23 protein-coding genes and 4 pseudogenes are annotated in these 25,424 nt (G+C 43.4%); 20 read left to right on the top strand and 7 right to left on the bottom strand.

What is annotated here, in order from left to right:
- The 9 genes and pseudogenes from RYK49_RS01250 (at position 1) to RYK49_RS01210 (ending at position 7,636) form a co-directional block, all read left to right on the top strand.
- Positions 1-615, top strand: coding sequence for an alpha/beta hydrolase (locus RYK49_RS01250; protein ID WP_314830332.1), 615 nt, complete (start codon positions 1-3; stop codon positions 613-615).
- Between the two features lie 133 nt (positions 616-748).
- Complete coding sequence (locus RYK49_RS01245; RefSeq protein ID WP_314830331.1) at positions 749-1,657, top strand: ATP-binding cassette domain-containing protein; 909 nt, start codon at positions 749-751, stop codon at positions 1,655-1,657.
- A gap of 16 nt (positions 1,658-1,673) precedes the next feature.
- Positions 1,674-2,432 carry an ABC transporter permease gene (locus RYK49_RS01240; RefSeq protein ID WP_314830330.1) on the top strand — a complete coding sequence of 253 codons (759 nt, stop codon included), beginning with the start codon at positions 1,674-1,676 and terminating at the stop codon, positions 2,430-2,432.
- Between the two features lie 37 nt (positions 2,433-2,469).
- Entirely contained in the window at positions 2,470-3,162 is a 693-nt protein-coding gene (locus RYK49_RS01235) for an ABC transporter permease (protein WP_314830329.1), read from the top strand.
- A 144-nt stretch (positions 3,163-3,306) separates the two neighbouring features.
- A pseudogene (locus RYK49_RS01230) lies at positions 3,307-3,975 on the top strand (ATP-binding cassette domain-containing protein); the annotation flags it as partial.
- Between the two features lie 251 nt (positions 3,976-4,226).
- Positions 4,227-5,135, top strand: coding sequence for an ABC transporter ATP-binding protein (locus RYK49_RS01225; RefSeq protein ID WP_048772341.1), 909 nt, complete (start codon positions 4,227-4,229; stop codon positions 5,133-5,135).
- Between the two features lie 12 nt (positions 5,136-5,147).
- Positions 5,148-5,843, top strand: a complete 696-nt coding sequence (locus RYK49_RS01220) for a lantibiotic ABC transporter permease (protein WP_048772339.1) — start codon at positions 5,148-5,150, stop codon at positions 5,841-5,843.
- A gap of 145 nt (positions 5,844-5,988) precedes the next feature.
- On the top strand, positions 5,989-6,921 hold the full coding sequence (locus tag RYK49_RS01215; protein ID WP_048772336.1) for an ABC transporter ATP-binding protein: 933 nt from the start codon (positions 5,989-5,991) through the stop codon (positions 6,919-6,921).
- Positions 6,914-7,636 carry a lantibiotic ABC transporter permease gene (locus tag RYK49_RS01210; protein ID WP_004189941.1) on the top strand — a complete coding sequence of 241 codons (723 nt, stop codon included), beginning with the start codon at positions 6,914-6,916 and terminating at the stop codon, positions 7,634-7,636. Before RYK49_RS01215 ends, RYK49_RS01210 begins: the two co-directional genes overlap by 8 nt.
- A gap of 114 nt (positions 7,637-7,750) precedes the next feature.
- Here the strand turns inward: RYK49_RS01210 and RYK49_RS01205 are convergent, their stop codons facing one another.
- The 4 genes and pseudogenes from RYK49_RS01205 to RYK49_RS01190 form a co-directional block, all read right to left on the bottom strand.
- A complete protein-coding gene (locus RYK49_RS01205) occupies positions 7,751-8,368 on the bottom strand; it encodes a helix-turn-helix transcriptional regulator (RefSeq protein ID WP_314830326.1) in 618 nt (205 codons plus the stop codon).
- 109 nt (positions 8,369-8,477) lie between these two features.
- Positions 8,478-9,308 (bottom strand): annotated as a pseudogene (locus RYK49_RS01200) (lysostaphin resistance A-like protein).
- A gap of 453 nt (positions 9,309-9,761) precedes the next feature.
- Complete coding sequence (locus RYK49_RS01195; protein WP_002926714.1) at positions 9,762-10,637, bottom strand: sensor histidine kinase KdpD; 876 nt, start codon at positions 10,635-10,637, stop codon at positions 9,762-9,764.
- A gap of 1 nt (position 10,638) precedes the next feature.
- Positions 10,639-11,319 (bottom strand): response regulator transcription factor, encoded by a 681-nt coding sequence (locus RYK49_RS01190; RefSeq protein ID WP_314830325.1) that lies wholly within the window; start codon positions 11,317-11,319, stop codon positions 10,639-10,641.
- A 424-nt stretch (positions 11,320-11,743) separates the two neighbouring features.
- Here RYK49_RS01190 and RYK49_RS01185 point away from each other — a divergent pair.
- From RYK49_RS01185 to RYK49_RS01155, 7 genes and pseudogenes are all read left to right on the top strand, one after another.
- Positions 11,744-12,556 (top strand): annotated as a pseudogene (locus RYK49_RS01185) (lysostaphin resistance A-like protein).
- 102 nt (positions 12,557-12,658) lie between these two features.
- Positions 12,659-13,513: pseudogene (locus RYK49_RS01180) on the top strand (serine hydrolase domain-containing protein); the annotation flags it as partial.
- 154 nt (positions 13,514-13,667) lie between these two features.
- Positions 13,668-15,446: a serine hydrolase domain-containing protein gene (locus tag RYK49_RS01175; protein ID WP_314831493.1), complete on the top strand. Its 1,779-nt coding sequence runs from the start codon at positions 13,668-13,670 to the stop codon at positions 15,444-15,446.
- Positions 15,447-15,462: 16 nt separating this feature from the next.
- Positions 15,463-16,128 carry an HXXEE domain-containing protein gene (locus RYK49_RS01170; protein ID WP_314864643.1) on the top strand — a complete coding sequence of 222 codons (666 nt, stop codon included), beginning with the start codon at positions 15,463-15,465 and terminating at the stop codon, positions 16,126-16,128.
- A 395-nt stretch (positions 16,129-16,523) separates the two neighbouring features.
- Positions 16,524-17,123 carry a TetR/AcrR family transcriptional regulator gene (locus tag RYK49_RS01165; protein ID WP_175859727.1) on the top strand — a complete coding sequence of 200 codons (600 nt, stop codon included), beginning with the start codon at positions 16,524-16,526 and terminating at the stop codon, positions 17,121-17,123.
- Complete coding sequence (locus tag RYK49_RS01160; protein ID WP_311154821.1) at positions 17,120-17,665, top strand: hypothetical protein; 546 nt, start codon at positions 17,120-17,122, stop codon at positions 17,663-17,665. The genes RYK49_RS01165 and RYK49_RS01160 overlap by 4 nt, the downstream gene beginning before the upstream one ends.
- A 60-nt stretch (positions 17,666-17,725) precedes the next feature.
- On the top strand, positions 17,726-18,673 hold the full coding sequence (locus RYK49_RS01155; protein ID WP_314831491.1) for an alpha/beta hydrolase: 948 nt from the start codon (positions 17,726-17,728) through the stop codon (positions 18,671-18,673).
- A gap of 96 nt (positions 18,674-18,769) precedes the next feature.
- On the opposite strand, the gene RYK49_RS01150 is transcribed toward RYK49_RS01155, so the two are convergent.
- Together RYK49_RS01150 and RYK49_RS01145 are read right to left on the bottom strand one after the other, a co-directional pair.
- Positions 18,770-20,209: a 6-phospho-beta-glucosidase gene (locus RYK49_RS01150; protein ID WP_314831490.1), complete on the bottom strand. Its 1,440-nt coding sequence runs from the start codon at positions 20,207-20,209 to the stop codon at positions 18,770-18,772.
- Between the two features lie 229 nt (positions 20,210-20,438).
- Positions 20,439-21,662, bottom strand: a complete 1,224-nt coding sequence (locus RYK49_RS01145) for a DUF3592 domain-containing protein (protein ID WP_314831489.1) — start codon at positions 21,660-21,662, stop codon at positions 20,439-20,441.
- 245 nt (positions 21,663-21,907) lie between these two features.
- Here RYK49_RS01145 and RYK49_RS01140 point away from each other — a divergent pair, with 245 nt between their 5' ends.
- The 4 genes from RYK49_RS01140 to RYK49_RS01125 all read left to right on the top strand — a co-directional run bounded on the left by RYK49_RS01140 (position 21,908) and on the right by RYK49_RS01125 (position 24,947).
- Positions 21,908-22,588, top strand: coding sequence for an amino acid ABC transporter permease (locus RYK49_RS01140; protein WP_049539304.1), 681 nt, complete (start codon positions 21,908-21,910; stop codon positions 22,586-22,588).
- Positions 22,548-23,225: an amino acid ABC transporter permease gene (locus RYK49_RS01135; RefSeq protein ID WP_002911195.1), complete on the top strand. Its 678-nt coding sequence runs from the start codon at positions 22,548-22,550 to the stop codon at positions 23,223-23,225. Before RYK49_RS01140 ends, RYK49_RS01135 begins: the two co-directional genes overlap by 41 nt.
- A gap of 8 nt (positions 23,226-23,233) precedes the next feature.
- Positions 23,234-23,983: an amino acid ABC transporter ATP-binding protein gene (locus RYK49_RS01130; RefSeq protein ID WP_125336386.1), complete on the top strand. Its 750-nt coding sequence runs from the start codon at positions 23,234-23,236 to the stop codon at positions 23,981-23,983.
- An 88-nt stretch (positions 23,984-24,071) separates the two neighbouring features.
- Entirely contained in the window at positions 24,072-24,947 is an 876-nt protein-coding gene (locus tag RYK49_RS01125; protein ID WP_314831488.1) for a cysteine ABC transporter substrate-binding protein, read from the top strand.
- 136 nt (positions 24,948-25,083) lie between these two features.
- On the opposite strand, the gene RYK49_RS01120 is transcribed toward RYK49_RS01125, so the two are convergent.
- Positions 25,084-25,424, bottom strand: a 341-nt coding sequence (locus RYK49_RS01120) for a VOC family protein (protein WP_314864641.1), incomplete at its 5' end; no start/stop codon positions are given.

The raw sequence follows: 25,424 nt of genomic DNA, 5'->3' as shown, positions 1-25,424 counted from the left end.
ATGAAAGTTATCTTTCTGCACGGACTAGGGCAAGATGCGCATTCTTGGAAGAAAGTTCAAGAAGCCCTAGTCAATGTCCCAACGGAGTCGCTGGCTCTTTTTCCGAAGGGCAATGAAAGTTACCAAGACATTCGACAAGCAACCCTCCAGCACCTTCAAGCTGAAGAACAGCCTTTTATCTTAGTCGGTTTGTCACTCGGTGGCCTACTGGCACTGGACCTAGCTGACCAAGCTCTTCCTCATCTGAAGGGTTTGATTTTATCCGGGACTCAATATAATTTAGCAGATAATTTTCTCTACAGACTGCAGATTCTCGTCTTTAAACTGATGCCCAAAAGCGTCTTCACCAAGCAAGGGGCGGATAAAGGCCAGATGCTGCGGATTTTGACCGAACTGCGTAAGGTAAATCTTACTGATAAGGTAAAGAAAATCAAGCTCCCCAGCCTGCTGGTTTGCGGAAACAAAGACAAGCCCAATCTAAAAGCTGCCTATGAACTTAACAAGCTGCTAAAAGATTCTCAACTTCGCATTATAGAAAAGGGCGGCCATTCTCTGAATAGCCAAGCGCCAGAAACATTTGCTCAAATAATTGAGAAATTCCTACATGAGTTCTGACCCTTTTATAAAACCAATCAAAAACTTTAGAAATATTTGAGAAATTCTTTATAAATATTTGAAGGTTTGGCGCTATACTAATTAATAAGAAGAGGAGTTTTCTCTCCTAACATCATGAAAAGGAGAATTGATCATGGAAAATGTTTTGGTTTTACAGCAAGTCAGCAAAAAATTCGGCCGGCAGTACGCTCTGACCGATGTGAGTCTGACGATAAAAAAAGGAGATATTTACGGTTTGATTGGCAAGAACGGGGCCGGAAAGACCACTCTGATCAAGGTCATCACCCAGCTTTTGGAAGCAAGCAGTGGCAATATCTCCCTCTTTGGCTCTCAGAACTATCAAGAATGGACGCAGAGCCTCAAACGGGTCGGATCGGTCATCGAAACACCGGTTGCTCACAACCACCTGACAGCCTATGAAAATCTCAGCTACTACTGCAAGCTCCGCCATATTCCCCATGCGGACAAGGTCATCCGTGAAACCTTGGAATACGTGGACTTGACGGATACCGGCAAGAAGAAATTTCGTGACTTCTCTCTCGGGATGAAACAGCGGCTGGGTCTGGCTATTGCGCTTCTTACTAGACCTGACCTGATGATACTGGACGAGCCTATCAATGGCCTGGATCCGGTCGGCATCAAGGAATTCCGCCAGCTGGTGCAGCGGCTCAACGAGGAGTTTGGCATGACCTTTATCATCTCCAGCCATATCCTGTCTGAACTCTACTTGGTGGGTACTCGGTTCGGCATTATCGAGGAAGGACGGCTGATTCGCGAGATTTCCAAGGCGGAGTTTGAAGAACAGAGTGAAGACTATATCGTGCTTAAAACGTCACAGTTAGAAGAAGCCAGCCGGCTGATTCACGACCAGCTCATGCATCGCATCAAGGTGGTCAATGCTTCTGACGAGATTCATATCTTCACCCATTCTCATGAGATTAGCAAGATTGTCAAGGAACTTGCGACTGCAGATATACCAGTGCAGGAGATTTACTATGCACGACAAAACCTAGAAAACTTCTTTACAGACTTGGTCAAATGACAAAGGGAGGCTTATCATGATGGATTTCATTAGAGCCGATTTTTACCGGCTCATGCGTTCAAAAGGCTTTTGGATTACTGAGTTTTTACTATTCTGTGTGATTTTCTCAGCAACCTTCTTCCAAGCAAATATTCATTTAGGAGTAAATATCTCCAGAAATGAGGCTGCTACTCAAGCTCTAGGAAAACTAACCGGTCTTCAAGCTCTGGACTATTTTGCAGGCAATACAGACAGTCTGTTATTTTTCACTATTATTGGTATCAGTATAGTTCTTGGAGTGGACCTGTCTCGGAAACTTTATAAAAACTGTCTGAGCTATGGCATCTCTAAGCTCAGCTATTATTTTTCTAAATTCTTTGTCTGCGTTAGCATCGCAGCCTTTCACTTCCTAATGATTGTATCTATCTCCTTTGTGACCGCTAGTCTGTCCAACGGAATTGGTAGTGCCCCCAGCTCTTTTTTGCCTCAGCTGGTAGCTGCTCTCTTCGTTCAATTTCTCGGCACGATTGCATGGATTGCCATCATTTCTTTTGTACTCTATGCCAGCCACTCCATCGTGTCTAGCTTTCTAACCTATTTCCTTGGCGGTACCTTACTGACTATTCCCCTCATCTTTTACCCTGACAATGAATGGTTGCTCTATCTGACTCTGCGATTTAACACAGATATGGCAGCAGATAGCGGAGCTGTTATCAAGGCTATCCTGACAGTGGTAACGGTCACCCTGCTCTTTCTAGGTGGCGGGCTGATGGTTTTCAAAAAGAAAGATTTATAAAAAGCAGGTACAATCTTAAACATTCAGAGGAGATTTCATGTTACATACCATTCAGGCGGAACTCTACCAGCTTGTCCGCTCCAAGCTTTTTTGGCTAATAGAAGGGCTGCTCTTTTTTCTCATTTTCATCAGCTCTCTTGGTGAAAGAAACTTTAATTTTTATATCTCTACATCTTCTGATCCAGAAGAAATAGTCAGCCAAGGTTGGACAGGATTTGAAGCTCTCGGGCAGCTTGCTAAAGATTTCCTGCCCTTTGTCATGATTACTGTCCTTGTGCTCATCATCTTTCTGCTAGGTCGTGACCTGACTAGAAAACTATACAAAAATATATTGGCTAGCGGGGTTTCTCGGAAAGAATTTTACTTATCCAAAATAGCTGTTCTTGTCATAATTATCATCTTTCAACTAGTGGCAGCCTTTGCTATAGCCTTTATCTTTGGGAGCCTCTTCCACGGACTTGGAACTATGCCAAAGAACTTTTTCTGGAGCTTTTCCTTGTCTTTCTTTCGCTCCTTTCTCTTTATTATGACCTGCAGTTCCGTAGTTACCTGTCTTCTCTACCTGACCCGCTCCACCCTAGCCAGCTATCTCGTCTTTTTCGCCCTGATTATGCTTCAGTCTAGCCTCGTCATCGTTTTCCCTCAGATAAATTCTGAACTATTCTTATTCCTTATCCTAGCTGGTTCTATCTTAGGTGGTTACCAAGCCTTTCAGCACAGGGACTTATAAATTTAAGCAGTCAGCCCTTTGGCTGCTTTTTTATTGCTTTTGGATTGGTTCTGCATTTCTTTAGAAATATTTTAGAATTTCTTGAGAAATATTTGAAGTCTAGGCTGTAAACTAAAAGTAAGAACAAAGAAACGGAGTATCACCATGCAGCATATCTTAGAGATTAAACATATTACGAAACAATCCAGCCAGCAATACGCCCTTGATCAAGTCAGCCTATCTATCCAAAAAGGCGATATTTATGGACTGATTGGCAAGAAAGGGAGTGAAAAAACTAACCTGATTAAGATAATTTCCCAGCTCATTCATGCCAGCAACGGAACAACTGCCCTCTTTTCCTCTGCTGACAATCAGAAGGAATGGAAGAAGGCGCTCAAGCAAAGCGGAGCTATCATCGAAACACCGATTGCCCACGAGCATCTGACGGCCTTTGATAATCTGCTCTATTATTGCATTGATCGAAAGGTTGCCAATCCTGATAGGGTTATCCAAGAATGCCTAACTTATACCGGACTGACCAAGACTGGCAAGAAAATATTCAGTGAATTTTCCCTAGGCATGAAGCAGCGGCTAGGCATCGCTATCGCCCTTATTGATAAGCCAGACCTGCTGATATTGGATGAGCCTTTTAATAATCTGGGACCTATTGACATCAAGGAATTCCACCTCATGATCCAGCGAATCAGCCAAGAACTAGGGACGCCCCTTATCATTTCCAGTCACATCCTATCTGAACTTTCCTTGGTCGCCACCAAATTTGGCGTTCTGGAACAAGGCAAGCTTGTCACAGAATTTACCAAAGAAGAATTCGACCCTCAACTTATACCAGAACAGCTTAACTAGCTACAAGTCTAGCAATGACTATTCTTCTTCACAAAGCATTGCTGAAACCTTTGTTGCTTTTGAGAACTTGACATCTTTTAACATAAAAAATGAACACCCCAAGCAGCCAGTCAGCCGATTGGTTGTTCCGCATTTCTTTAGAAATATTTTAGAATTTCTTGAGAAATATTTGAAGTCTAGCTTGTATACTAAAATCAAACCTAAGAAAGCGAGAATATACCATGCAAACTGTTTTAGAAGTAAAGCAAGTTACCAAACAATATGGCCAGCAATACGCCCTCGATCATGTGAGTCTTTCAATCCAGAAAGGCGATATTTATGGACTGATTGGCAAGAACGGGGCTGGCAAAACCACTCTTCTCAAGACCATTAGCCGGCTCATTCATGCCAACAGCGGAACCGTTTCTGTCTTTGGTTCGCAGAACTCTAAGGAATGGAATGAAGCCCTGCGCAAGATAGGTACTGTCATCGAAACACCAGTTGCTTACAATCAGATGACTGCTTATCAAAATCTCAACTACTACTGCAAGGTCCACCAGATTGCCCAGCCCGACCAGCTCATCAAGGAAACCCTGGCCTATGTCGGATTGAGCAATACTGGTAAAAAGAAATTCCGCAACTTTTCGCTAGGAATGAAGCAGCGTCTAGGAATCGCTATTGCACTTATCAGTAAGCCTGAACTCATGATTTTAGACGAGCCCATCAACGGCCTAGATCCTCTTGGCATCAAGGAATTTCGACTGATGATTCAGCGACTCAATCAAGAATTGGGAATCACTTTTATCATTTCCAGCCACATCTTGTCCGAGCTTTATCTGGTAGCCACCAAGTTTGGAGTGATTGACCAAGGACGGCTTGTCGCAGAATTCACCAAGGATGACTTTGACCGAGCCAGCGAAGATTATATCGTCCTCAAGACTAGCGATAAAGAACAGGCTGCCAATCTCATCCAAGGCAAGCTCCACTATCAGCTCAAGGACGCTGATAAATCTGACGAACTGCACATTGTCGCCCAAGAGCAGGAACTAAATGACATCAACAGGGAGTTGGTCCTATCCAACATTCATGTCAATGGTATCTATGCAGCTCACAAAGATTTAGAAAAATACTTTACAGATTTAGTCCAGTAAGGAGAAAAAACCATGTTACATACTTTTCAAGCAGATTTTTACCGCTTCTTTCGTTCCAAGGCTGTTTGGATTACCGAATTCATCTTTCTACTGACGACCTTGAGCGCAGTCTTTGGCAAATTAAATGCCGTCCAGCTTATACAAGCGGTGTCTAACGCTATCGGTAATAATACTTTTATCATCATTATCCTGTCTATGGTCGTCATCGGGACAGATCTGAACAAGCAGCTTTACAAGAATACATTAACCAGCGGTGTTTCCCGTACCAGTTTCTTCGTCTCTAAAGCCCTAATCATGGTCTGCGTAACGTTCCTGCAGTTGACTCTCTATTATAGCATCAACTTTATCCTAGCAGCCATTCTAAACGGTATCGGTGATTTATCCGCCACCTTCCTGCTTCAGTTTATTCTTCTATTCTTTGTGCAGTGCCTGACTGTCATTGCTTGGACAGCCATTATTTCCTTTATTCTTTATCTGAGTAAATCTATGATTGCTGCTCTGGGAGGTTACCTTTTCTGCGCATCCTTAACCGGAGCTCTTGCTCAATTTTATCCCAAATCTTTATGGCTGCAGCATTTAACCATGAGCTTTGATTTTGAGACACTTCAAAGCAACGGTGTAACCTTAAGAATTGTTCTAATCGCCTTGTTTTTGGGGACCGTCTTCACAGCAGCAAGCCTCTATACTTTCCATAAAAAGGATTTATAGTAGAAAATGAGCTAGTTCTTGACTGGCTCATTTTAATCTCTTCAATTACATATTTCTTTAGAAATATTTTAGAATTTCTTGAGAAATATTTGATAATTAGTTTGTATAATAAAAGTATAAACAAAGTAATTAAAGGAGAAACATCATGCAAAATGTTTTAGAAGTGAAAGGACTCACTAAAAAATACGGTGATCAATATGCTCTGAAAGACGTCAGTCTTTCCATCAAGAAAGGAGAGATCTACGGTCTCATCGGAAAAAACGGTGCTGGTAAGACCACACTGATCAAAATCATCACTCAAGTCATCTATCCTAGCGGAGGGTCCGTGTCTGTCCTGGGCTCTCAGAACCAACAAGAATGGACCAAGGCCCTCAGCCATACTGGATCTGTTATCGAGACCCCTGTAGCTCATGCCCACATGTCGGCCTATGAAAATCTGCGCTACTACTGTACCGACCGGGGCATTCCAAATGCTGACAAAGTCATCAAAGAAACCCTGCAATATGTCGGCCTGACCGATACTGGAAAGAAAAAATTCCGCAATTTCTCTCTAGGGATGAAACAGCGGTTGGGCATTGCCATTGCCATTTTGGGGCGTCCCGACTTGCTCATTCTGGACGAGCCCATCAATGGTTTAGATCCAGTTGGGATTCAGGAATTTAGAGAAATGGTCAAGCGCCTCAATCAAGAATTAGGCATCACCATCATCATTTCCAGCCATATCCTGTCCGAGCTTTATCTAGTAGCAACTCGCTTTGGCTTTATCAATCAAGGGCATTTCATCAAGGAGCTGTCTAAGGAAGAATTTAACCGAGAAAGCGGCGACTATATCATCCTCAAAACGGATAATCTCAAGCAAGCTGCTCATTTAGTGCAAGACAAGCTAGGCTACCAGCTCAGACCGACCAACAAGGAAGATGAGCTGCATATTTCCGGTAAGGTACAAGAAATTCGCAAGATTGCCAAGGAATTAGTCCTAGCCGACATCCCAATCGGGGAAATCTACTACGCCCACAAAGACTTAGAAAAATACTTTACAGACTTAATCAACCAACAAGGAGGAAACACTCATGTTTAATAGTATCAAGGCGGATTACTACCGTCTCTTCCGCTCCGTAGGATTCTGGGGAGTGCAGGCTTTCTGCATCTTTGGAATTCTCCTCGCCATTTTCACTTCCAAAGTTGTCAGTTCCGACAACGGTATCTTTTTTGCCATAGATGTCGTCTCCTACAACAGCGGCATGCTCTTTATTGCCTGCAATGTCATGACTAGCTTGCTTCTCGGTGTTGATCTCAATGACAAACTTTATCACAATAACCTGACTACAGGCAAGACTCGGACCCAGTATTACTTCTCTAAAGCACTGGTTATCGGTAGCTTACTGCCTATGCAGTTCATACTGCTCTACATTTTAGGTATTGTCATCGAATTTGTCCGAACCGGCGGTAATATGGGAACCCTGCCAGCTAATTTCTGGGGACAATTCGCAATACTCTTTGTCATGCAGGTCATCTGTACCTATGCTTGGTACTGCATTACCAGCTTTGTCCTCTACTTGACTCGAAACTATAGTGTCGTCTTTATCACCTATATCATGACCTACATCTTACTCGGCCTCCCTAGTCAAATGGTTGATGCCAATAATGAATGGTTCAAGGCTATCAAGATGGAGTTCGTCTACGGAGACGCTTCAATACCAGGTGTCATCACCAAAACAGCTATCTTTGCTCTCAGTCTGATCACAGTCTTTAGCTTAGCAGGACTGGCTACACTGAAAAAGAGAGATTTGTAAAATAAAAACTCAGCTAATTTAGTGATTAGCTGAGTTTTTATTTTTGAGCGGATTTTGATTGGATTATGAGCGGATTTCACTCCTTCTGGTCTAGCCCTCTTTATCGGCTTTCTTTCACTGCTTCCAATCTTGCTTTTTCAAGAACAAACTGATGCAGACTCCTAGGATAAGGTAGAAAGTGACAAAGGTAAGACTGGCTGCCAGACTGGTCGGATATGGAAAGATCTTGCCCAGAGGAAAAAGAATATTAGATAGAAATCCGAGGGGAACAAAGAGCAAGAATAAAATCAAGGCTAGCTTAACCTGAAAAGAAGGTCTTACCTCGGATAGATTGCGGCCCGTTCCCCACACTAGCAGCCCTACTCCCTGAACGATCAGCACCGGCGTTAGCAAGATACTGATTTTGAGAAAATCAGCTAGGATAATGGAGAGGATGATGCCCAGACCGACAAAGCCAAGAGAGAGCTGATAGCAAATATTGCTGGCTATTCTCCTGTGCTTGATTGACTGCTCTTCCTCTTTCTGGACTACAGGCTCAATTCCCTTGAGCAGATAGTCTGTGGTCACCTCAAAATAGTCACTCATGGAAATGATCTTATCCAAATCAGGCATACTCTGCTCGCTCTCCCACTTGGAAACGGCCTGTCTAGACACACCGAGTTTTTCGGCTAGCCCCTCCTGAGAAATGCCCCGCACTTTTCGCAGGTACTGGATTCTGTCTGATAGATTCATGGATTGTTTTACCTACTCTTTCTTATTTTTTATACTTTCTTTCATTGAAACTTATTATAGCACAAGGCGGAGAGACTGCAAAGTCTGATTGTCATCTCTTCATAAAATGCTAGACTTCTTCTTTAGATGGAAGAGCTTTTTCCTCCCTATCCGTCCGATACCAGAGATAGATACTATAAAGTGTCAGGAGAATCACACCTCCAAAGTAAAAGAAGGGATTAACTTGAGAGAAATCTAAATTGTTAGCTTGAGCTATTCCAACAAAAGTCGGGATGAGAGTGTTGGAGAGTGCATGAAAGATGTTACAAGCAAGGACAGACTGGGTCTTCTTATACAGAGCTGCAAGCCAAAAAGATAGAAGGATACTGAAAATGATAAAAACCGAGAACAGATCCTGGCTTCGATCATAAAAGCGATCGTAAAACCAGAGAGGAATATGCCAGATGGCTCAAATAATACCGGTCATCAAGGTAGAGACAAAGAAAGAAAACTTTTTCTCTAAGGCCGGCTGTAGGAAGCCGCGCCAGCCAAATTCTTCAATCCCGCCCGATAGGACAATACAATAGATAAAAAACCAAGGAAATCTTACTAAAGCGCCGTCTACCAGCTTGCCGCCAGAAGCTAGGGCATAGAAGGCGGTCAGACCGCCACCATAGATTAGCAAGTAGAGCCAGGTCTCTTTCTTGCCTGAAAAGAGATAGGAGCAAATGGCCTTGAAGCCTTTCTTTTTCAGTACGATCAGGCTAGCCAGCATAGGCCCAAACATAGCAATACCATTTAGAATAGCTTCAAGAGCAAGATAGGCTGTAGGTGGACTGTCTGGCCAAAGGTTTTTGAGGATAATGTCCAATAGCCAGAATCCCCATGTCCAGCCGAAGTTCCAAGCCAGGAACGGCAAAATTAGTTTGGGTTGTGGTTTGATAGTTGTTTCTGTATTCATGAGAATACCTCCTTATAATATAATTAAACTCAAGTTTTTGATCCAAATCTTCAAAGACAGCGACTCGTTCATTCCGAAATCAAAAACTCGGTTTCTGCTTTCAGATTAACAAAAAAGCCAGTTGCCTTTCTAGCGACTGGACTTGGAATAAAGAAAAAATCTAGTTGCTTTTTGAGTGATTGAACTTGGAATCATTGTCAACTATCAGTTGCAAGTCAGTTATATCAAGGGTTTAGAGCAGTTGGCTGGTTTTTCACTTTGACTGTTAAAATGACCTCGCTGATATGACTTGCTTTTCAAATCACAAAACAAAAAGGCATCTTTATCATGCCTTTCTTCGACTTAATCTAAAAACAAACCTCCGCCAATTCAAAAATTAGCTGAGGTTTATGAGCGGATTTTGAGGATAGCTAATAGAGCTAACTCTTTCTTTTTTGCTTTTTTAAAAGTCATTTACAAAGTCACAACTAGTTCAAACCAGTCGTCCTCTGCTTTCATTGTCAAGTCCCCGCCCAGAATTTCGACTAACTGCTGGGTGATGTAGAGCCCCAGCCCTGAAGACTCCTCGCTGCTGGATAAGTTTTCTGAGTAAAAGCGATTAGTCAGCTTATCCAGATATTGGATAGGCTGCTGGACGATATTTTTGACGGTAAAGATACAATGCTCGCCCTCTTTTTTCAGAGAAATGCTGGCGGCCTTACGGCCGTGCTTGAGGACATTGCTTATCATATTTTGGACAATGCGCTCTAGAATTTCTGGGTCTGTCTCTAACTCTAGACCTTCAGCCAGCTCTACCTGCAAGTCAATCTGGGCTTTCTGAAAGGCATCATAATAGGTAAAAAGCTGCTGGGTTACCAGCTGAGATATATCTGTCGGCTGGACATTGGCCCGAATGGCTCCCTCCATCAGCCGGCGGTACTCCATCAAGGCTTCCAGCCGTTTGGATACCATTCCCAGACTATCTGCAATTTTGATTAACTGCTGACTTTCCTGACTATCATCCTTCAGCAGCTGCTGGGTATAGCCGCTAGCAATGGTCAGAGGGGTGCGGATATCATGGGCAATATTACTGATAGCCATATCCAGCGTCTTCTTTTCCTGCTGGACGACAAAGGTCGTCTTATCTAGCTCCCTAAAGAGCAGCTCTGCTTCCTCTGTCAATTCCAAAATACTGGGGGCATGAGCAGCAGGAGCCAGACGATTCTGGCTCCCTGTCTGCCGCTTCCGACGAATCTGCTGAGCCACGTCCTTGACCGCCAGATGATAGCGTATGAAACCAATAGCCAGAAACAGACTGATAAGGGCAAATAAAATGACTAACACCAACATATCAGTCCTCCTTGAGCCGGACACCTAGTCCCCAAACAGTCTCTATGTATTCCTCTGTTGGGTCCAACTGAGCCAGTTTCTTGCGTAGATTGCTGAGGTGGGTATTCAGAGTATTATCCCCAGGCAGATAGCTCTCTTCCCAGACCTGCTCAAAGAGCTCTTCCTTGGTGTAAATCTTCTTGGGATGACGAAGCAAGAGCTGGAGGATATGATATTCTTTCTTGCTCAGACGGACGCTTTTCTCACCGCAGACCGCCTCAAAGGTAGCCTTGAGCAGACGGATATTTTTAAAGGACTGGCCTTCTTCTTCGCCAGTCAAAGCCTGCTGGCTGCGCAGCTGCACGGTGATACGAGCAAAAACCTCATCCAGATTGAAAGGTTTGACGATATAATCATTAGCACCATTCAGCAGATACTGGCTAACCAGCGCTTTCTCATCAAGGGCTGTTAGCATGACCACTGGCACCGTAGCATTGCTGCTGCGAATTTCCTTCAACACTTCATCACCATTCTTCCCCGGCAGCATGATATCCAAAAGGACCAAATCAATCTCCTCCCGCTCAAACAGCGAAATGCCCTCTGTCCCCGAATAGGCAGAATAAACCGTGTGTTCCTTCTGAAAAAGATCTTTTAGAATTTCATGAATATCACTATTGTCTTCGATGAGTAAAATATGAGCCATAAACACTCGCCTCCAGAAATTTCCTATCACTAGTGTAGCAAGGATAAGAGGCTAAGTCAATAAAAGATGGACTATTCGAAAAACTTTAGAAATATTTTAGAATTACTTGAAGGATATTTGAGAATCGGACTTTAAAATAGAAAGAAATAAGAAATGTATGTGCTATAAAAAGGAGGCTCAGAATGTTTAAAATTTTTTACAAAATCATTTTTAGAAGTATTACTTTCGCCCTTGAGGGCTAAAAAAGGAGAGCCGCATGAAGAAACTGATTTGACTGATTTTTTTAACAATCTTAAGGTCAAGGATTTTTCAACAGGAGCCGGAGTGCAGATGCCATCCTTTATACAGGGTACGGCTAAATGATGCAAAAAATCAATGACCTTATCAGAGTATAAAAATCAAACCATTTAAAGGAGAAAATTCTATGACTAATGAAACAAGAATAAAACCACAACCAAAACTAGTCTGGCCGTTCCTGGCCTGGAACTTCGGCTGGACTTGGGGATTTATGTTGCTAGCTATCATTCTCAAAAATCTCTGGCCGGAAAATCCACCTATACTCTATCTAACTCTGGAAGGCCTCCTAACGAGTCTCAGTATGTTCGGACCAGTAATAGCTAGTCTAATGGTGCTGAAAATAAAAGGCTTCAAAGCCATCTGTTCCTTTATCTTCTCAAGCAAGAAAGGGACTTGGCTCTATCTCCTACTCTTCAGTGGAGGTCTGGCTGTGACTTTTGCATTAGCTTCCGGAGGCAAGCTGGTAGACGGGGCTCTGCTTTCATTTATTGGATCCTTTATCTACCTTATGACCTTGGCTGGTGGCATGGAAGAGCCTGGCTGACGAGGCTTTCTGCAGCCGGCTTTGGAAAAGAAGTTCTCTATGTTTATCGCCTCCTCGATAACCGGACTAGCTTGGGCTTGCTGGCATATTCCTCTCTGGTTTTATGACCGCTTTTATGATCGAAGTCAGGATCCCTTTCTAGTCTTTATCATTGTAAGTATAGTCCAGTCCATCTGGTTTGCTGCACTGCATAAGAAGACGAAATCTGTCCTTGCCTGTATGATTTTCCACGCCCTGCTAGATATTCTGATAGAAACTTTTGTCGGCATCAACCTAGCTGATAAGTTTGATTTCTCTCAGGTTAACTCCCTCTTTTACCTTGGCGGCTTGGGCATTCTGACCCTTTACAGTATTTATCTCTGGTATCGGGCGGATAAGGAAGAGAAAAACGCATGATTAAAAAATAAGAATAGCCTAATTCTAAAATTAAAAGGAGACTGCGCCGACTATCTGAACTCAGCTTATGTGAATACTAAAGTTGAACAGAAAGGAAATGCTATGAAAAAAACATTTATTCTAACGCTTCTAACGATTATAACTCTAGGACTCTTCCGGCCAATTACTGCATCGGCTGAGGAGTCTCAAAAGCTGCCATCTGGTATCGAACGTGACCAGATCAGCCAGAAAATCCAAGACTATGTCAAGGAACATGAAAAAACAACAGCTGGCATGGAAACTGCTATCTTTGACAAGAATGGTACCATTTATCAAGGCAACTTTGGATACATGGATAAGGAAAAAGGCATTAAGGCTGATGATGATAGCGTTTTTGAATGGGGCTCCGTAACCAAATTAACCATCTGGGTCTCTGTCATGCAGCTCTGGGAGCAAGGTAAGATTAACCTAGAAGAAGACATCCGCACCTATCTGCCAGAGGGCTTTCTTAAGAATCTCCTCTATGACAAACCTATCACCATGTTGGATCTGATGAGTCATCAGGCAGGATTCGATGAGGTAACCATGTACCTACAAGAAGATAAAAGTATCGAAGAAATCCTTAAAGAACAACAACCTATTCAGTCTTTTGAACCCAGTACAGTCACAGCTTATTCAAATTACGGTGCTGGCTTGGCTGCTCTGATTGTCGAGCGGATCTCTGGTCAGACTTTTGCCGACTATGCCCATGAGCATATTTTCCAACCACTGGGCATGGATAAAACGGCTATTTTGCCGGATCTATCAGACAATTCCTACGTTCAGAAAAAGCGTCAAGAAACCAAAGGTTACGACACTAAAGGAAACTTACTGAGCAAGGACCATTTCATCACTAGCATCTATCCTATCGGAGCGGCTACTGGCACCTTGAAAGACTTGGAGAAGTTCGCCCAAGCCCTGCTGGCTCGCAAGACGCTCTGTTACCTCTCTTCAGAAAGTTCAGAGAAAAGCTCAGCAAAGGGCGCCTATTCCTGACGGCCATGACCAGTCTATCTGCCTTAGCAGTGACCGCTAATATCCTCTATTGGTCCCTCTATCAGTGGTGGGTATTCTAATATGAAAGGAGCCAGCTATGAAAAAAACATTTTCCCTAATCCTTTTAACACTTTTGACTTTAGGACTCTTTCGACCAATTACCGCACTGGCTGAAGAACAGAAACTCCCATCTGGCATTGACCGCAACCAAGTTGGGCAAAAAATCCAAGACTATGTCAAGGAGCATGAAAAGACGACTGCCGCTATGGAAACGGCAGTATTTGACAAGGATAGCACCATTTACCAAGGCAACTTCGGTTATATGGATAAAGAAAAAGGCATCAAAGCTGACAAAAGTAGCGTCTTTGATTGGGGCTCTGTGACCAAGCTGACCGTCTGGATAGCTGTCATGCAACTCTGGGAACAAGGAAAGATTGACCTAGAGGAAGATATCAAGACCTATCTGCCAGAGAATTTTCTTAAAAATCTGCACTTCGACAAAGCTATCACGATGCTGGATCTCATGAATCATCAGACGGGATTTGATGAATCTCTGTCTTACACAAAAGGTGATAAAAATATAGAGGAAAATCTACGCATGCTCCAGCCTGTCCAGTCCTTTGAACCTGGAACAGTAACCTCTTATTCCAATTATGGTGCTGGGCTCGCTTCTCTGATTGTCGAGCGGATTTCCGGTCAGACCTTTGCTGACTATACCCACGAGCATATCTTCCAGCCGCTTGGCATGGACAAGACAGCTCTCCTACCGAACTTATCTGATAATCCCTATGTCCAGAAAAAACGTCAAGAGTCTAAGGCCTATGATACAAAGGGAAATTCATTAGGGACAGCTTTTTATGAATATGGTCTCTACTCAATTGGCCAAGCAGCCGGTACCTTGGAGGATTTACAGAAATTTGCTCAGGCTCTGCTGGGGCGCAAGGTTCTCTTTGAACGTCCAGAAACATGGAATACTCTCTACACTCCTACTTCGACCTATCCAGGTACAGACATTGCTCGCAATGCCCACGGTTTTTGGATCAACGAATACGGAATCAGCATCATTGGCCACGGCGGCAATACTGATGGTTTCAGCTCCCGGCTTATGCTAGACTTGGAAAGTGGCATCGGCTACATAGTCATGACCAATCAAAGCATGGAAGAGAATTACAACTACCAAATGCCCGAACTGGTTTTCGGAAGACGCAAAACAGCTGACGAAGAGACTCAAAAGCAGTTTAAACCAGGCTACTACCGTTCTCCGCGCACCTATCTCCATGGTCCCTTGTCCTTTCTAAGACTCATGATGCCCTCAATAGAGAAGATTGACAATCCTGCTCAGAACCGAATCTTGAGTACCAATTTTTGGACCATCTATGAGAGCAAGGGAAAGATTACAATCCCCGTCGCTGTGGTAGACTATGAGAAAATCTCTGCTTTCGACTTCTATAAGGACTATATCATCTTAGGTTTAGGCATCCTTGGAATTGTCTATGGTTTTGGAACGCTCATCATCAGCCTTTTATTAGGAGCTTATCGCTTAATTTCCCGAAAAACGGTTGAGCGCACAGACCGCACTTGGAAGGTCTGGAATCTACTGACTTCTCTTGGTATTCTGGCTGTTCCCCTAAACCTACTAATGATTATGATACCTTTGATGGCTGATGACCTTGATTCTCTAGCTCCTTGGCGCTACATGCTCTTTGCTGCCTTGGGACTCCTGCTAACCGCTGCTGCTCTGCTGCCGCTCTTCAGAAAGTCCAGAGAAAAACTCAGCAAGGGCCGCCTCTTCCTGACGGCCATGACCAGTTTATCTGCTTTGGCAGTGGTCGCTAATATCCTTTACTGGTCCCTCTACCAGTGGTGGGTGCTTTGATAAATGAGGTGTTATTATGTTCAAACTGATTTCTGTTTGGTTAAAAATCTGGATTCCCATTCTCTTTGCTATGGGAATCGGTATTCTCTTATATCTTATCACAAATTGGACTACACTAGATGCTGGAAGCAGATTTGTAGCTATAATCTATGTCATGCTCCCTTTGCACTGTCTAGAGGAATGGAGATTTCCTGGCGGTTTTCATTATAACTACAACATGCTTCGGCGCTCTCAACAGCCCGATTGCTATCCTATGAATCAATTTTCTGATATGCTGACTATTATGTTAGCTGAATTAATTGGTATTGTCTGTCTTTTCTACGGTGTCAATCAGATCATTGTCATCTGGAATCTTATCTTTTGCTTTTTTGAAATGATTGGCCACCTGATTTTTGGGTTCAGTATGTACCGACGTTTTCGAACAGTAGGAAAAAGAACCATTTATAACCCAGGTTTTGCGACAGCGGTTGTCTTTATGCTTCATGCTCTCTACTATGTTCTGAGCCAGTATCCTACAAATCTCCCCGGTTTGCCAATAATCATTTTAGCCATTATCAGTGGAACAGTTCTTGTAAGTAGTGTCGTTCTTATCCCTGAGCAACTGTTCAAATCAAAAGAGACTCCTTATCCTTTTGATAGCAACCGTTATTATGAAAAATATATCGCAAGAAAAAATAACTGAGTTCCCTTCCCTATTTCATAATCTTCTTCAAAAATTCTATGAGAAGTCAAATGCATAACTAATCGACTAATACTCACCAAAAATCGAAAAGTAGCTTAGTTCTATTCTGCTATTTTAAGTTTGGACTTGCAACCAATCAGACATATCTAATGTTTGTAAGCTGCTATTTCCAACTCTGTCGCGACAGAAACAATAATATGGACACACCTGACCAGTCTCTCTGCTTTGGCAGTGGTGGGTGCTCTAAGGCAAATTTTATATATCAGTCCCTCTGGCTTTCTATTTTTTGACCACTAAATTTTATTTAGTTTTTTCTTGATTTTTTATATTTTATTTATTACAATATGAACAAGTTCATAAAATGAACGTATTCATATTTTGAAAAGGATTTAAAAATGAAAGTAAGTAAAAAAGAGAAGAATCGTCAAGCTATTTTAGAAGTGGCAGGGGAGTTGTTTCGCTCTAAGGGCTTTGGAGCAGTTTCTATGCGAGAGATTGCAGAAGTCTGTGATATAGCTACTGGAACTCTATATAATTATTTTAAAAGCAAGGGGCAAATTTTTATTGAAATAGTTATCCAGAAGCAGTTTAAGTTGACTACAAAATTTGATGAAAATGCTGAGACTTATACAGAGCTTGTGGCAAGTATTAAAAAGCAGATTATATCTGATGTTGGCACTATAACTGAAGTTGAGAAGTCCGACTGGCAGAGCATTTTTCAAATTCTCACCTCTGATACTGATTCCAGTCAATATTTGAGCAACTTGCTGTATCTTGATAGTCAATATCTTCAATCAATTAAGACTTACTTGGAAAGCAAGGCTCATCTACTGCCAGAAAACTACCCAATCGACCTCCTGCTGGAAATACTTTATAACAATTTAGGGCTTTTGGTAATCCGATATCTTTATACGGATATGCCACCATCACTTTTAATGGAAAAAGGATTGGAACAGATAGAATTTATCATGGGGCAGGGAGGAATAAAATATTGAGAGATATTTGCACACCTAAGTTTTTACAGGAACTATTTGGACGGAAAACAAGCCTGATGACCATAGTTATAACGATGACCTTCTCTTTTCTGGTAACTGGATTACTCTGGCGTCTTTCCTTGCCAGATCAGAATTGGCCATTATGGCAAATCATCACTTTTTGCCTCTTATCTGTAGATATCAGCGGAGGAGTGATCGCTAATTTAACTCAAGGGACTAATCATTATTATCAGGAGTCTGTAAAACGACGATGTATTTTCCTCCTGATTCATATTCAGCCCTTACTTCTAGCTCTACTTTTTAATCAATCTTTACTAATCTGTACTATGGTCTGGCTTGGTGCGATGATAGGCGCTCTGTTTGTTAGCGAACTACTGAAAGATTGCAGGGAGCAAGCATTAACTGGTGCTTCTATGGCGGGGTTGGGTTGCATTCTTCTTATTAGTTACAGTAAATTGCCAATCAGTATGACAGCTCTTTTATCACTTTACCTGATTAAACTTCTATTCGCTTTTAGTGTAAATCACGATATGACCGCTTGAAGTAAAGATTATAAATAAAAGTATGCGAGTCTAAAATATGATGAACAGAAAGGAATCCCTATGTTGAAAAGAATCTTTATATTTATCCTTAAAACAATCACTTGGCTGGTAGGACTCTTAGCTCTGGCCTTATTGGCTATCTTTCTCTATCACCGCTTTCAAATAGCTCAGGAAAGCAAACTCATTGAGAAGCCGATTGGTCAGCTAGTCGAGGTAGAGGGTAAGAAGCTTAATGTCTACACTGCCGGCAAGGGCAAGAAGACTTTGGTTTTCCTAGCGGGACTGGGCACCAATGCTCCGGTGCTGGATTTCAAGGCTCTTTATTCCAAGCTAGAGGAGGATTATCGCATCGTCGTGGTAGAACGTCTAGGCTATGGTTACAGCGATGATGGGAACGATAATCGCTCATTGGATAGACGGGTAGAGCAGACACGTAAGGCCCTCAAAGCTGCTAAGATATCCGGGCCTTATGTTTTGGTTCCGCATTCGATTGCCGGTTTAGAAACGATTCACTGGGCCAATCATTACCCAGAAGAAGTAGAAGCTATTATCGGGCTGGATATGACCATGCCTCATACAGAGGTGGCTGACCAGCAGAAATTTTATGGTTCTTATCAGACTATCCAGCTGGGGAGAATGTTAGGCTTGGCTCGCCTACCGATTTTCTTTGATGAAAATAGCAGCCCAGCCATAAAGTCTGGAGCCCTCAATAATCAGGAAAAAGCTGTCTTTAAAGCCTTGTTCCACCAGCGGTCAATCACCCAGGCGGTCATGAACGAAGTCAAGAATCGGAAGAAAAATGTTGAAAGGATTAATAAAGAACCTGTGCCGCAGATTCCGACTCTTATCTTTGCGGCTGTCCAGAAAGGCGGAGAAGCTCCCAAGCTGGAGGAAGAGTTTGTAGCGCAGAATGCCCAAGCCAAACTTGTGACATTAGAAGGCTCCCACTATATCCATGACGAAAAGCCAGAGGAAATCGCCCAGCAAATAAAGGAATTCTTGAAATAATGAATCTTGTAAAGTATTTAAATTTCAGTTAGACTAAAGTTCCTATTAAAAACACATACTTAAAAAAGGCTGAGACATTCATATCTCAGCCTTAGTTTATTTCACAGATGCTCCGTTAGTCGCGATGACTTCCTTGTACCAGTCAAAGGATTTTTTCTTGGAGCGCTTGAGTGTTCCATTACCTTCATTGTCCCGGTCCACGTAGATAAAGCCATAGCGCTTCTTCATCTCGCCAGTGCCGGCTGATACCAGGTCGATACAGCCCCAGGTCGTGTAGCCCCACAGCACCACGCCGTCCTCATTGATGGCTTCCCGCATGGCCTTGACATGGGCCGCCAAGTAGTCAATCCGGTAGTCATCAGCCACATAGCCATTTTCATCCGGAGTGTCCACTGCGCCCAGACCATTTTCCACGATAAACATGGGCTTTTGATAGCGATCCCAGATGGTATTAAGCGTAATGCGCAAGCCCAGAGGATCAATCTGCCAGCCCCACTCAGAAGCTTCCAAATAAGGGTTCTTGAGAGAAGCAAAGATATTGCCCTCAGTCAGCTCGTTGACCTTAGGATCGCCCGAAGCCACCCGGCTAGAGTAGTAAGAGAAGGAAATAAAGTCCACCGTATGTTCCTTAAGCAGCTGCAAGTCTTCTTCTGTCATTTCGACAGTGATGCCCTCGCGCTCCCAAGCTTTCTTAGCGTAGATGGGATATTCACCACGCGCCTGCACATCAATGAAGAAATAGTTTTCTCTATCTTCCTGCATGGCAGCCCAATAGTCAGCTGGATGAGCTGTATTGGGATAGTATGGACCCGCCGCTAGCATACAGCCGACCTTGTTTTCCGGGTCAATCTCATGAGCCAGCTTGGTGGCAATAGCTGACGCGACCAGCTCATGATGGGCTGCTTGATACTTGACCTGCTCCTCATTTTCGCCTTCTTCAAAGCAGAGCCCAGCCCCCATAAAAGGTGCATGCAGAATCATATTGATTTCATTGAAGGTCAGCCAGTATTTGACCAAGCCCTTGTAGCGAGTGAAGAGAGTGCGGCAGAGACGCTCATAAAATTCCAGCATGAGACGACTCCGCCAACCACCATATTGCTCAATCAAGTGCATGGGACAGTCAAAGTGAGTAATGGTCACCAAGGGCTCAATGCCATACTTGTGGCATTCCTTAAAGAGGTCTTCGTAAAATTTCAGGCCAGCTTCATTGGGCTCCAGCTCATCCCCCTTAGGGAAAATCCGGCTCCAAGCAATGGACAGACGATAGGTCTTAAAACCCATCTCACCAAAGAGGGCAATGTCCTCCTTGAAGCGATGGTACATGTCAATAGCTTCCTTGGCTGGGTAGAAATAGCCTTCCTCAAAGTCAAACATCTTTTTCTTACCCGTGATGATGGCTAGACGGTCCTCACCAATCGGCACCACATCTACATTAGCCAGCCCACGACCATCTGCATCATAAGCACCCTCACACTGGTTGGCAGCTGTCGCTCCGCCCCACAAGAAACCATCCGGAAAAGTCAGTTTTTCAGTCATCTTTTTGCCTCCTTATCAATTAAACGTTTTTCTTATATTATAACAACCAATCAACAAATAAACTTCTAGAATACTACGAAAAAATGGTACTATTCTGAGCTCTATGGTGTCTGTGAGGTTCAGTATTCCCGATACTCTTCAGCTCATGTAGAACCACCTCAAAGCAGGTCAAGACAGTAGGACAGCCAGTTGCTGGTCAATGATGAGGGAGCTAGCATTAGGAGGGAGATCAACTAATCCTTACTTGATTTGTAATGGCATAGATATCATTGTCATCTATCAGAAACTGGCTATCATCATGAGGATCCACATAGACTGGGATAGGTCTAGGATTCTGGCTGTAAGAGATAAAATGATGTTCTCTTAAGGGAAGGCAAATGCTGGTTTGATAGGGCACTTGGTTAATATCAAATTCAAGCCAAATCTCATGCAACGGATTATACTCTCTAAACTGTTCAGCGGGGATAACATCGATAATATAGCCGTCATAGACAGACCCTAGTCTTCTGGCTTGAGCGAGGCTAGCCTTCTTTATCCAAGCAGCAATGATTAAAGATAGGCTCTTGCCGACTAGCAGCAGACTGAAGCCAGGAAAAAAGACTAGATAAAAGATATGATAGTTTTCACTGGAAGCACTCTGATAGGGATACTCAGGGTTATAGGCAATAGAGATTTGACTTTGAATTTTGGGTTGCGTAAATTTAGCGATAACAGAATGGCCTTCATAAGCCACGCCGTCTACTTGGTATTGGTAGATGCTACTATAAAAACTTAATCCTCTTCTTCCTCTATTATACACATCATAGTCAATGACTTGAGCGGATGTAGTTTTCCAACCATAAAATAAGGCTTTGAATTGCCCTGTTTCAGTAATACAAATATAAGTGAGGACTATCATAACCATGCTTAGGCTAACAAAGGTCACAATGAGATTCTCTTTACGAACCGTTCCCTCAACAATACTGATCCTTTTTGCCGCCTTGGGTTGCGGCTTTGGCTCCTGTGGGGGATTAAAGGCCTGATAAAGAGAGAGGACAGCCAATGCCATAAATAATAAGAATCCCAGCACTGGCATGAGTACAAGGATAGGGATTGGGATGTCATTCTTATATTGGCTCTGCTCAGGCGACTTGGGATTATAGAGAATGCTAATGGTTTCCCCAGACTTAGGCACTTCATCTTGATAGAGGTCTGAAATCCCCTGGTAGGTTTGACCATCAACAATGTAGTGATAAATAGGGTAGTAAGCGGGTGTAGAGCGTTTTTGCGGACTGGTCGTAAACCCGCTTACCTCAGCCGTTATGGTCTGCCACCCCTGAAATCGACTCTTGTACCAGTTAGTGGACGAGACATCTTTCAGCATCATGAACAGAAACGATAGCCCCAAGACACAACTTAATAAAGCAAAGAGTAGTTTGTATAATTTGTTTGAACTAGTATTGTCTCTTGTCATATCATCCTATTATACCATAGGTCAGGGATTTTTAGCCTTTTTATACTCATCCAAAATCAAAGCGCAATGTTTTATAACCACCTTAGTTTAATCGATTTCACAGCTGAAATAACAAACCCCCAATCTGGCATTTCTCTTCAGACCAGTGATAGATTTTCCTTATCAGTGCGATAAAAAATACATATTACTAAAGGTCTGTTATCTATGCTAAACTAGGAACATCAAGTGTTTAAGGAGTGAGAGCCGTGAACTGGGACGTCGTCAGTGATTACTATCCCCTCTATCAAGAGGCCTTTCTTTTAACCATGTTCATAGCCTTTTGGGGAATTTTGGGATCAATTGCTGTCGGATTCTTAGTCAGTCTGATTCGCTTTTACAAGATTCCAATTTTGAAGTCGCTAGCAACCGCCTATATCGAGTTTTCCCGCAATACGCCGCTGTTGCTGCAGCTTTTCTTTCTCTACTTCGGCCTGCCTCGTGTTGGACTCGTTCTGTCCTCTGAGGCTTGTGCGACGATTGGGCTAATCTTTCTGGGTGGTTCCTATATGGCTGAGTCTTTCCGAAGCGGCCTTGAAGCAGTCAGCCAAACGCAGAGGGAAGTCGGACTCTCTATCGGCCTGCGACCAGTACAAGTCTTCTACTATGTCATCCTGCCTCAGGCTGCAGCTATTGCCCTGCCTTCCTTTAGTGCCAATGTCATCTTTTTAATCAAGGAAACCTCAGTATTTTCAGCTGTTGCCTTGGCAGACCTAATGTTTGTAGCTAAGGACTTGATTGGCCTTTACTACGAGACAGATACGGCTCTGCTCATGTTGGTCATCGCTTATCTGATTATTTTGCTGCCAATTTCACTTGGCTTTAGCTGGATAGAAAGGAGGCTGCGGCGTGCAGGATTCGGGCATTCAAGTTCTCTTTCAGGGGAATAATTTCTTACGTATCTTACAGGGGTTGGGCGTTACCATTGGTATTTCCATCCTCTCGGTCATCATCTCCCTTATCTTAGGGACTATTTTTGGCATCATCATGACCTCGCAGTCAAAAGTCGTGCGCTTTCTGTCCAGAGCCTATCTAGAGTTTATCCGCGTCATGCCCCAGCTGGTTCTGCTCTTTCTGGTTTACTTTGGCTTAGCCAGAAATTTCGACATCAATATCTCTGGTGAGCTTTCAGCCATTATAGTCTTCTCTCTTTGGGGAACGGCGGAGATGGGTGACTTGGTACGGGGTGCCATCACTTCCCTGCCCAAGCATCAGTTTGAGAGCGGTCAGGCACTGGGACTGTCGCAGCGCCAGCTCTATGTCTACATTATCATCCCACAGGTACTGCGACGGCTTTTGCCGCAGGCGATTAATCTAATCACGCGGATGATTAAGACAACCTCACTCATCGTCCTTATCGGAGTCATCGAGGTCGTCAAGGTCGGCCAGCAGATCATTGACAGCAATCGTCTGTCTATCCCTTCTGCTGCTTTTTGGATTTATGGCTGCATTCTGCTGCTTTACTTCGCAGTCTGCTTTCCCATTTCTAAACTATCCTCTTATTTGGAAACCATCTGGAAGGAGTAACGGACATCATGTCGGAAATCATTTTAGAATTACGGGACATTCGCAAGTCTTTCGGCAGTAATGCCATCCTTAAAGGCCTGTCTCTCTCTGTCCAAAAAGGAGAGGTCGTGGTCATCCTAGGATCATCTGGCTGCGGCAAGTCGACCCTGCTTCGCTGCATCAACGGCCTTGAAAGCATCCAGTCTGGCGATATTTTGCTAGACGGCCAATCCATCCTCAGTCAAAAAAAGGACTTCCATCTCGTTCGTCAGAAGATTGGCATGGTCTTTCAAAGCTATGAGCTCTTCCCCCATCTGGATGTCCTGCAAAATCTAATTCTTGGTCCCATAAAAGCTCAAGGGCGCAAGAAGGACGAGGTCATCAAGGAAGCTGAAAGCCTGCTAGAGCGGGTCGGCCTGGCTGATAAAAAGCACAGCTTTGCTCGCCAACTGTCTGGCGGCCAAAAGCAACGGGTAGCAATCGTCCGTTCGCTCCTCATGCACCCAGAAATCATCCTTTTTGATGAGGTGACTGCTTCGCTGGATCCCGAGATGGTCCGCGAAGTGCTAGAGCTCATTAATGACCTGGCTGAGGAAGGCCGGACCATGTTGATTGTGACCCACGAAATGCAGTTCGCCCGCGCCATTGCTGATCGGATCATCTTCATGGACCAAGGTGGTATCCTCGAAGAAAATACCGCCCAGCAGTTCTTCACCCAACCCAAAACCAAGCGAGCCCAGGAATTTCTCAATGTCTTTGACTTCAGCCATCTAGGCTGACAGTTATGCCTACCCCACCACTGATGTGGCTGCTCTTTGGTATCTCTGTGTTTTCTTCACCTTCCCATATCTTATAAAGGAGTCTCTTATGAAATTATCTAAAACAATCTTTGCTTTAACAACCCTAACTCTGGCTTTCTTCCTTGTCGCTTGTGGCAGTTCCAGCAAGAAAGATGCTGGTAACAAAGACGCAGCTTCCAGCAAAACGGTCAAGGCCCGCAGTCTTGAGGAAATTAAAAAGAGCGGTAAGCTTCGTATCGCGGTTTTCAGCGACAAGAAACCGTTCGGCTATGTAGATAACAACGGCAAATATCAAGGATATGACATTTATCTGGGCGACCAACTCGCTAAAGATTTAGGTGTTAAGCCAGAGTATGTGCCTGTAGATGCTGCTAACCGGGCTGAATACTTAATCTCCAACAAGGTCGATATTACCCTAGCCAACTTCACTGTCACAGACGAGCGGAAAAAACAAGTTGACTTCGCTCTGCCCTATATGAAAGTATCTCTCGGAGTTGTATCACCAAAAGGCTCAGTTATCACCAAGCCTGAGCAGTTGGAAGGTAAGACCCTGATCATCACCAAGGGAACCACGGCTGAAACCTACTTTGAAAAGAACTACCCGAATATCAAACTGCAAAAGTATGATCAATACAGCGATGCTTACCAAGCCCTGCTAGACGGCCGCGGCGATGCCTTTTCTACGGACAACACTGAAGTCCTAGCCTGGGCGCTGGAAAACAAAGGCTTTGAAGTCGGCATCACTTCGCTGGGTGATCCAGATACCATTGCCCCAGCTGTGCAAAAAGGCAATACCGAGTTGCTCAACTACATCAACGACGAAATCAAGAAACTGGGCAAAGAAAACTTCTTCCACAAGGACTATGAAGAAACTCTCCACCCAACATACGGCGAAGCTGCTAAGGCTGACGACCTAGTTGTTGAAGGCGGGGAAGTTAAATAAACCTGCTGATATAGAGCAAGAAGTTAGACAAAACTTAATTTCTAGCCGAAATATAAGAACAGTTTACATAAAAACGCATAAAATCAACACTTTTGTAATCAGTTGATTTTATGCGTTTCTTCTATGTCAAACAGACCTATTTCATTTGATAAAAATCAATCACTAGACCAGCAGGGCCTTTAACTAGTAGCGATTCTGTTCCCCAATCAGTTACAGCTGGGCCGTGTAAAATCTCGGCACCAAGCTCTTTCAACCGTTTGTAGTTCTGCTCTACATCCTCAATCTCGATGTGAAGAATGATGCCTGACTGAAAATTTTCCAAAGGAATCAAATGATTCTCTGACAACATGAGACAGTGACTGCCAATCGTGAACTGAGCAAAACTGTCGTCAACATAGTCTGCCTTTTTATCCAAAATACGTTCCAAGTCAGCACAGACTTGGGGAACATTTGAAACGATAATATCTAATTGATTTA

This window comes from uncultured Streptococcus sp., assembly GCF_963525625.1.
In the GTDB taxonomy this organism is placed as follows: Bacteria; Bacillota; Bacilli; order Lactobacillales; family Streptococcaceae; genus Streptococcus.
The sequence above is the reverse complement of the archived record's forward strand: the minus strand, read 5'-3'. Positions and strand labels throughout refer to the sequence as shown.